This is a genomic window from Bifidobacterium miconis (assembly GCF_019331735.1).
Classification (GTDB): Bacteria; Actinomycetota; Actinomycetes; order Actinomycetales; family Bifidobacteriaceae; genus Bifidobacterium; species Bifidobacterium miconis.
The window spans coordinates 1-9,158 of sequence record NZ_JAHBBH010000064.1; the positions used below are offsets into that span (position 1 = coordinate 1).

Genomic DNA, 9,158 nt, shown 5'->3' on the forward strand with positions numbered 1-9,158 from the left:
GATGACCCGCCGCTAAGCGTGCCGCACGTTACGTGCGCCGCACACGTCCGGTTCTCGTGCCGTCTGTGTTCGGTGCTCGCGTCGCGTGCGGTTGCCCGAGCTGAAACAGGCCGTAAGTATGCGGCCATGACGATGCCTCTGCGGGCTTGCGGTCGTTTCGGATGGTGGAAACGGCCGTAAGCCCGCAGACCGTTCGTTGTGGCCGCATACTTACGGCCTGTTGCGTTGCGACCGGCGCCGGCATCGGCGTGTCGCCGGGTTGCGTTCAAGTGGGGTTGAACCTCTACAGTGTGTTACGACACGATTCAAGAACGACGCCGCGAACGATGCGGCGCGAGGATACCACGAATAACGGGCAACACCGGAAACGGAGCAACACCATGAAGTATCGCAACGTAGGCAAGGCCGGCATCAAGGTCAGCGAGATCGCCCTCGGCAGCTGGATGACTCGCCTCGAGGACACCGCCGCCGTCGACAACGCGATGGCCATCGCCGATGCGGCGTTCGACGCGGGCGTCAACTTCTACGACTGCGCGGACGCGTACTCGGGCGGCGACGCCGAGCGCTTCCTCGGCCGCTTCATCGCCAAGCACGACCGCGAGGACGTGGTCATCTCCAGCAAGGTCTTCTTCGGCACCGGCAAGAGCGTCAACGGCCGTGGCCTCAGCCGCAAGCACATCTTCAACAACTGCGAGCGCAGCCTGAAGAACCTCGGCACCGACTACATCGACCTGTACTACTGCCACCGCTTCGACACGACCACGCCGCTCGAGGAGACGCTGCAGGCGCTGAGCGACCTCGTCGACCAGGGCAAGATCCTGTATTACGGCGTTTCCGAGGAGTGGAGCGCCGCGCGTCTCGAGCGCGCCGAGCGCATCATCTCCGAGCGCGGCCTGCACCCGCTGACCGTGGTCCAGCCGCAGTACAACATGGTCGACCGCTATATCGAGCACGAGATCGTCGAGACGTGCGAGCGCTACGGCATCGGCATCACGCCGTTCTCCCCGCTCGCGCAGGGCCTGCTGACCGGCAAGTACCGCAAGGGACAGCCGCTGCCGGCCGGTTCGCGCGCGACCTGGCAGTCCGATCACCAGATCAACAACCTGCTCACCGACGAGAATCTCGACAAGGTCGAGCGGCTGAGCAAGATCGCCGACGAGCTGGGCGTGAAGATGCCGGTGCTGGCGCTGGCGTGGATCCTGCGTCTGCCGGTGATCAGCTCCGTGATCGTCGGTGCGAGCAAGCCGAGCCAGCTCGAGTCGAACATCGCCGCGTCCGGCGTGGAGATTCCGGCCGACGCGCTCAAGCAGATCGACGACATCCTCGGCTTCAAGCGCTTCGAGCGTCACGTCGGCTGATTAGGAGCCAATTAAAACTTGCGCGCGACCGTGCGGCTTTGGCCGTTTCTCTCCTGCGGTTGCGCGCATGACATACATATAAGGCCCCATTGCCTGTCGCGGCAATGGGGCCTTACTGCGTTGCATCTGACGTATCGGATGAATGTGACGTGATGGGTTCCAACTACCCCTCAGTCACTGCGTGACAGCTCGTCCTGTAATTGCGGACGGGCTCATGCCCGCGCTCCGCCGGCTCGCCTGTCGGCTCGCACGTTGCCTACAAACAGCTCCGCTGTTTGCTTCACGGCAACGTCCTGACAAGGGGAGCCGAGGAAAAAGGACGATGACGTATCAGATGCAGCGGCGGGTGAGCGGCTGCCAGGGTTCGAGCACGACCGGTTCGGCGGTCAGCAGCTCGCGCGTGGCGTCGTCGAGGTATTCCTTGCGGATGATGATCTCGGTGACGAAGCGGTCGAACCACGCGTCGGACATGACGTAGTAGCCGTCCTTGCCGCTGTCCTTGCCCCAGCTGTTCTCGACCTTCCAGCGGTTCGGCTTGCCGTCCTCGATGTTCACGCCGGTGAAGGTCATGGCGTGGTTGCTCGGGCTGTCGGAGTATTCGAGGCCGTCGGCCTTGTCGAGCGTGAACTCGGTGCCGAACAGCTGGTCGACACGCACGACGGACTGGTCGAAGAAGCCGTCGTGGCGCAGCGCGAACTGCGTGCAGTCGCAGGCGAACCAGATCGGATGGCCGGCGGTGAGCTGGTCGACCGCGGCCTTCTTGAACACGTCGAGCGGCACGTTGACGAACTCCATGTCGCCGGCTTCGGCGACGTTTGCGCTGAACTTGATGACGTAGCGCTTGCCGAACGGCGTGGCGGTCATCGGCGAGTTGCACAGCGACGCGAAGTCGTTGACGTCGACCGGGACGTACTTCTTGTAGAACTCGAGCGGCGTGATGCCGGTCTCGCGGATGACCGGACGGTCGTCGATGCCGGAGTGCTTCTTGTCATCGGACTTCTCGCCGCACTTGCAGGACTTGCCGTCGGCCTCGCACTTGCACTCGTCGCCGCACTTGCAGCCGTCCTGCTTGCCGCACTTGTCGTCGGACTTGCAGCAGCCCTTGCCGTCCTTGTCCTTGTCGTCCTTCGTGTACGCAGCCCAGTCGAACTTGGCCGGCGGCTCGCCGAGCGCGATCGCGCAGAAGCGGTAGACGACGGACATCTGCTCGTCCTTGGCGGTGCGCAGTGCGTCGAGGCCCTCGCCGGCGGCGTGGCGGCGGCGCAGGTCGCGCGCGAACTCGCGCAGCTTGGAGTTGAGGTACTGCTTGAAGTCGGAGGAGTTGCGCGAGTTCGCGGACTCCGGGTATGCGCTCTTGGGCACCAGGCCGTACTTGTTGACGAGCGCGGCGAACATCTGCCACCAGCCGCCGTCGTCGGACGGGCCGGCGTTCACGGCGTCGAACGTGCGGCTATCGGTCGGCTCGTCAAGCGTGGCGAGCACGTTCTCGAGGTACGTGTTGGACTTCTCCATCGCATCCCAGAAGAACAGGTAGGTCTCGGAGAACTCGAAGTCCTCGAGGTTCCATCGGTGCATGAGTTCATAGCGCAGCGTGTTGAGCGACGCGAACATCCAGCAGCGGCCGGAGTGCTCCTGGTTGGTGATGGATCCCTGCTTGAGTTCGACCGAGAAGTCGCGCGGCAGCTCGCGCACGCCGCGGTAGTCCGTGGCGGCCTTGAGCACGCCCGCCGAGACGGCTGCGTCCGCGGCGATGAGGTTCGCTCGATCCTTGTTGAATGACTCGCTGTATTCGCGCAGCAGTTCCGGCTTGATCGCCGATGCGTCGCTGGTCATGAAGTCATGCCTCCATATACGATTTGGTCTGTCTTGTCAATACCTATGGTCGCCAAACGGGCGCCTCAGCCAGTCTAGGTCGGCCCCTTACAGCAAGATGAAACCAAAAATTTACAAACTGTTCCTGTGGCCTTAGTTTGCGGGGGTTGAGCCATTACCGCCGTTCCGACTATGTGTCAATGGGTCGTCTCACATGTTGGATTCGACTTTGGGGACATAGTGACCGGGGTATTATTCCTATAGTCATTTTTCGGGAGGTGAAGGTGCTCAAGTACATCGTCAAACGCATTGTGAATTATGTCGTCATGCTGTTCGTGGCAGTGTCGATGACGTACTTCCTCGCCAGCGCGTTCATGGATCCGCGCTCAAACTACATGGATCGTCATCCGCATCCGCCGGTTGCGTCCATCAACCATTCGCTGGATCTGGCCAATATCAACGACCAGACTCCGATTCTTGTTCGCTATTTCCGCTGGCTGAAGGCCATTTTCACGCGTTGGGACTGGGGCCTGGCGCCTGACCAGTCGCCGGTCGGACCGGCCATCGCGTCGCGTATCTGGACGTCCGTGGAGCTCGTCACGCTCGCCACGATCATCGGCATCGTTGCCGGCGTGAGCATCGGCGTGTACACGGCCATCCGCCAGTACAAGTGGCAGGATCGCACGCTCAACATCATCGCGACCTTCTTCCTCGTCATCCCGCCGGCCGTGCTCGGCCTGTTCGTCGTGCTCATCGCCATCGCGATCAACAACGGCGTCGGCACGCGCATCTTCTACGTGACCGGCCTGTCGTCGTATCAGGGCTCCAACCCGTTCCTGTGGCTGCTCGACTTCCTGCAGCACATCATCCTGCCGACGATCGTCATGGCCATCCCGGGCACCGTGAGCTACCACCTGACCCAGCGCACCTACCTGCTTGACTCGATGAACTCCGACTACGTGCGCACGGCCCGCGCCAAGGGCCTGACGCTCAACCAGGCTATCCGCAAGCACGCGCTGCGCACCTCCCTCATCCCGACCACCGTGAACATCGCGTTCTCGATCACCGGCGTGTTCACCGGCGCGGTCATCACCGAAACGGTGTTCGCTGTCAACGGCCTCGGCCGCTACTTCGTGACCGCGATCAACGGCAACGACATCAACGGCTCGGTCTGCATCGCCGCGTTCGGTGGCGTGTGCACGCTGACCGGCGCCCTGCTCGCCGACATCCTCGCGGCGTGGCTCGACCCGCGCATTCGCCTGAGCTGACGCGGAAAGGAACAACGATCATGGCAAATGACAACGCGAACAACGCGACCAAATCCGAAACCGCGGAAGCCCAACTCGACCTCGACCCGCAGGACGCGGCCGTGGCCGACGCCGTCCTCGACGAGGAGGCCAAGGCGATCGACGGCAACAACAAGGCCGAGGGCGAGTTCAAGCGCACCGGCCGCATGACGCTGTACGTGCGCCGCTTCTTCCGCCGCCCGTCCGCGGTGGTGGGCCTCGTCATGCTCATCCTGCTCGTCATCTTCGCCCTTGTCGGCTCCAAGTTCGGCAAGTGGCACTACGAGGACCTCGACTTCCTGTCGCTGGGCACCGCGCCGAACGCCGACCACTGGTTCGGCACCACCGGCGGCGGCTCCGACATGTACGCCATGGTGGTCCGCGGCCTCGGCCGTTCGCTCGCCATCGGCATCATCAGCTCCATCGGCACCACCATTCTCGCCGCGATCATCGGCACCTCCATCGCCTTCTTCCAGGGCTGGGTCGAGCGCATCGGCATGTGGATCCTCGACATGCTGCTCGTCGTCCCGTCCTTCCTGCTCATCGCCATGATCGTGCGTTCCTCGGCCGGCATGAGCGGCTGGCTGTGGCTGATCTTCGGCCTCGTCGCGTTCGGCTGGATCGGCTACGCGCGAGTCCTGCGCACGCTGACCATGAGCCTGCGCGAGCTCGACTACGTGCGCGCGGCCAAGTTCATGGGCGTCGGCTCGTTCCGCATCATCCTGCGCCACCTTGTGCCGAACCTCGGCTCCGTGCTCATCATCAACACGGTGCTCGGCGTGGTCGGCGCGGTCAGCTCCGAAACCTCGCTGAGCTTCTTGGGCCTCGGCATCAAGGCCCCGGACACCTCGCTGGGTACGCTGCTCAACGACGGCCAGTCCGTGGTGCTCACCGCCCCGTGGGTGCTCATCTTCCCGTCCATCGTGCTGATCATGGTCACCTTCTCCGTCCAGCTGATCGGCGACGGCCTGCGCGACGCCATCGACCCGTACTCCCGCTCCGGCGGCAAGGCCAAGTAAGGCCAAGTGAGGTAGACAATCACCATGAATATGTTCCGCAAAACCAAGCCCGCGGCCGACGCCGCCCAGACCCCGGCCGTCCCGGTGGCGAGCGAAACGCTCGCGAGCAAGTCGACGTACGATCCGAACGACAAGAGCGCCCCGGTGCTCGAGGTCAAGGACCTGCGCGTCAGCTTCGCCTCCGAGGCCGGCACCGTCCACGCCGTGCGCGGCATGAACTTCCAGCTGCACCGCGGCGAGACGCTCGGCATCATCGGCGAGTCCGGTTCCGGCAAGTCCGTCACGTCCATGTCGATCATGGGCCTGCTGGACTCCAACGCCAAGGTCGAGGGCTCCATCACCTACCACGGCGAGGAGCTGCTCACCAAGAGCGACGCCGAGATGAGCAAGATCCGTGGCAAGGGCATCGCGATGGTCTTCCAGGACCCACTGTCCGCCCTGACCCCGGTGTTCAGCATCGGCGAGCAGATGGCCGAGGCCCTGACCATCCACAACCCGAAGATGAGCGCCGAGGACGTGCGCAAGCGCTCCATCGAACTGCTCACCCTCGTCGGCATCCCGAACGCGGAGGAGCGCCTCAAGTCGTATCCGCACCAGTTCTCCGGCGGCATGCGCCAGCGCGTGGTCATCGCCATGGCCATCGCCAACGACCCCGACGTGATCATCGCCGACGAGCCGACCACCGCACTGGACGTGACGATCCAGGCGCAGGTGCTCGACGTGCTCAAGAAGGCGCAGCAGGAGACGGGCGCGGCCCTGATCTTCATCACGCACGATCTGGGCGTGATCGCCGGCATCGCCGACGAGATCATCATCATGTACGCCGGCCGCCCGGTCGAAAAGGGCTCGGTCGACGACATCTTCTACCGTCCGGTCATGCCGTACACCATGGGCCTGCTGGGCGCCGTGCCGCGTCCGGACAAGAGCAAGTCCAGCCGACTCGTGCCGATCCCGGGTTCCCCGACGAACCTCGTCAACCTGCCCAAGGGCTGCCCGTTCGCGCCGCGCTGCCCCATGGCCGAGGACAAGTGCCGCACCGCCGAGCCGGACCTGCTGCCCGTGGTCGGCCGCGACGGCCAGGTGGCCGCCTGCTACCGTTCCGGCGAGATCGTCTCGAAGAACCTCACGTTCCGCGACGTGTACCAGGTGGGCGAGGGCATCAAGTCCAAGTTCGACGGCGTGCCGCGCGAGGATCGTGCGGTGGTGCTCGACGTCAAGGATTTGAAGAAGACGTTCCCGCTGACTTCCGGCGGATTCCTGCGCCGCAAGATCGGCGTGGTCAAGGCCGTCGACGACGTGACGCTCGACGTGCGCGAGGGCGAGACCGTCGCGCTCGTGGGCGAGTCCGGCTCCGGCAAGTCGACCACGCTGCTCGAGATCATGGACCTCAAGAAGCCCGAGTCCGGTTCGATCACGCTGTTCGGCCAGAAGGTCGGCGAAAAGATGAGCCGCCAGACCAAGCGCGACCTGCACAGCCACGTCCAGTACGTGTTCCAGGACCCGATGAGCTCGCTCGACCCGCGTCTGCCCGTCTACGACATTCTCGCCGAGCCGCTCAAGGTGCTGCACAAGAGCAAGGCTGAGATCAACACGCGCATCGACGAGCTCATGAAGCTCGTCGAGCTCAACCCGGATCAGGTCGACCGTTTCCCGACGCAGTTCTCCGGCGGCCAGCGCCAGCGCATCGCCATCGCGCGTGCGCTTGCCGTGAACCCGCAGCTGATCCTGCTCGACGAGCCGGTCTCCGCGCTCGACGTGTCCATTCAGGCCGGCGTGATCAACCTGCTCGAAGACCTGCAGAACAAGCTCGGCGTCGCCTACCTGTTCGTGGCCCACAACCTGTCGGTCATCCGCCACATCTCCAGCCGCGTCGCGGTCATGTACCTCGGCCGCATCGTGGAGCTCGGCCCGACCGACGACATCTTCGACCATCCGCTGCACCCGTACACCGAGGCCCTGCTGAGCGCCATGCCCGCGCCGGACCCGCAGTACGAGCGCACGCACAACCGCATCGTGCTGCAGGGCGAACTGCCCAGCCCGACCGAGAAGATCGAGGGCTGCCCGTTCGCGTCCCGCTGCCCGCTGCGCCTTACACTGAGCGAGGAACAGCGCCGCATGTGCGACACGCAGCCGCCGAAGCTGCACCAGTGGTCCGGCGAGGACCGTCAGGTCGCCTGCCACTTCGCCGCGATGGCCTGAGCCTGAGTGATACTCCGATATGAGCCCGGCAATCCCCGAAACGTTTCGGGGATTGCCGGGCTTTTGCATGTTGCGACGATGCTGTGGTGGCGTGTGATCTATCCCATAAATGGACAAGGGGCATCCGCTTCGTGGACATTCCGAGCCGTTGGGGTGTGGGGTCAGGAACAATGAACCCCAGAACTTGATGGTTTCGTCCACGTTAACGATTTCTGTTAACACAAGGGCGATAAAGTCAGGCCCGGAATTGCGGACAGCCCATCGGTCGGCTGGACGCGAGCGCCGCCGCGGCAACGCGGCGACTGCACTTCGGACGGTTTGCCGTTCGGGAAAGGCCGAGGTGCCGGCTGCGATACGCCGCCGGTGGAAGATTGAGAGGATTATTCAATGACTAACTCGATGAAGGAGCGCCTGTTTGCGGCTGGCGCCGTCGTGTCGGCAGTGGCCATGCTGCTGTCCGGCTGCGGTGCGAACAACTCCAACACCAACAGCTCTGACAACGGCAGCAACACCACCGCCTCCACTCAGGAGGAGCCGGCCGAGGGCATCGACATCGCCAACTGGAAGGGCACCCTTCCGACCCCGGACGCGTCCAAGACCTACAACAACCCGCAGGAGCGCGACAACATCAAGGACGGCGGCACCCTGACGCTGGGCACCACCTACACCGCCAACTGGAACTCCCTGAACACCGACGGCAACACGCTGTACATGGGCACCTTCTGGCAGCTCTACATGCCGCAGCTGTGGGACTACACCGCTGACGGCGAAGTCTCCCCGAACCCGGACTTCCTGTCCAAGGTCGAGGTCACCAGCTCTGATCCGCTGGTTGTGACCTACGACATCAACCCGAAGGCCAAGTGGAACGACGGTACCGACATCACTTGGAAGGACTTCGAGTCCACTTGGAAGACCTCCAACGGCAAGGACGCTAACTACACCCCGGCTTCCACCGACGGCTACGACAAGATCGCCAGCGTCAAGGCCGGTACCAGCGACAAGCAGGCCGTGGTCACCTTCTCCGAGCCGTACTATCCGTACCAGGCGCTGTTCCAGAACCTGCTGAACCACAACTCGCTGGACGCCAAGACCTACACCTCCGGCTGGATCGACAACCCGCACAACGAGTGGGCCGCCGGCCCGTTCAAGGTGCAGTCCACCGACAAGGACAGCACCGTGTTCGTCCCGAACGAGAAGTGGTGGGGCGAGAAGCCGAAGCTGGAGAAGATCACCTTCAAGTACATGGAGGACGCCGCCGCGCTCAACGCCTTCAAGAACGGCGAGCTTGACTCCATCTCCGCTGGCTCCAAGGACAACCTGGCCGCCATCAAGAGCATGAAGGACATCCAGCTGCGCCTCGGCTACTCGCTGGCCACCTACGTGTTCACCTACAACACCAAGGCCGGCGCCCTGAAGGACATCGCCGTGCGCAAGGCCATCAGCCAGGCGTTCGACAACGAGACCTGGAACAAGATCGCCTACCA

The 9,158-nt window shown here is 63.7% G+C and carries 6 protein-coding genes; 5 read left to right on the plus strand and 1 reads right to left on the minus strand.

Going from position 1 to position 9,158, the window contains the following annotated elements; translation table 11 throughout:
- Positions 1–380 precede the first annotated feature (380 nt).
- The gene (locus KIH79_RS12330) at positions 381–1,358 is read left to right on the plus strand and encodes an aldo/keto reductase family protein (protein WP_219059642.1); all 978 of its coding nucleotides are present in this window, start codon (positions 381–383) and stop codon (positions 1,356–1,358) included.
- A gap of 330 nt (positions 1,359–1,688) precedes the next feature.
- On the opposite strand, the gene KIH79_RS12335 is transcribed toward KIH79_RS12330, so the two are convergent.
- Positions 1,689–3,191 (minus strand): C1 family peptidase, encoded by a 1,503-nt coding sequence (locus KIH79_RS12335; protein WP_219059643.1) that lies wholly within the window; start codon positions 3,189–3,191, stop codon positions 1,689–1,691.
- Between the two features lie 263 nt (positions 3,192–3,454).
- Between KIH79_RS12335 and KIH79_RS12340 the strand changes: the two genes are divergently transcribed.
- The 4 genes from KIH79_RS12340 to KIH79_RS12355 form a co-directional block, all read left to right on the plus strand.
- On the plus strand, positions 3,455–4,438 hold the full coding sequence (locus KIH79_RS12340; protein WP_219059644.1) for an ABC transporter permease: 984 nt from the start codon (positions 3,455–3,457) through the stop codon (positions 4,436–4,438).
- 20 nt (positions 4,439–4,458) lie between these two features.
- Positions 4,459–5,475, plus strand: a complete 1,017-nt coding sequence (locus tag KIH79_RS12345; RefSeq protein ID WP_219059645.1) for an ABC transporter permease — start codon at positions 4,459–4,461, stop codon at positions 5,473–5,475.
- A gap of 24 nt (positions 5,476–5,499) precedes the next feature.
- Positions 5,500–7,674, plus strand: a complete 2,175-nt coding sequence (locus KIH79_RS12350; RefSeq protein ID WP_236023853.1) for an ABC transporter ATP-binding protein — start codon at positions 5,500–5,502, stop codon at positions 7,672–7,674.
- Between the two features lie 387 nt (positions 7,675–8,061).
- Positions 8,062–9,158, plus strand: a 1,097-nt coding sequence (locus tag KIH79_RS12355) for an ABC transporter family substrate-binding protein (protein WP_219059646.1), incomplete at its 3' end; no start/stop codon positions are given.

Excerpts from the sequence above, each read along its gene's own strand:
- KIH79_RS12345 (WP_219059645.1), top strand. The coding sequence starts at position 4,459 with ATGGCAAATGACAACGCGAACAACGCGACCAAATCCGAAACCGCGGAA.
- KIH79_RS12335 (WP_219059643.1), bottom strand. The coding sequence starts at position 3,191 with ATGACCAGCGACGCATCGGCGATCAAGCCGGAACTGCTGCGCGAATAC.
- KIH79_RS12330 (WP_219059642.1), top strand. The coding sequence starts at position 381 with ATGAAGTATCGCAACGTAGGCAAGGCCGGCATCAAGGTCAGCGAGATC.
- KIH79_RS12350 (WP_236023853.1), top strand. The coding sequence starts at position 5,500 with ATGAATATGTTCCGCAAAACCAAGCCCGCGGCCGACGCCGCCCAGACC.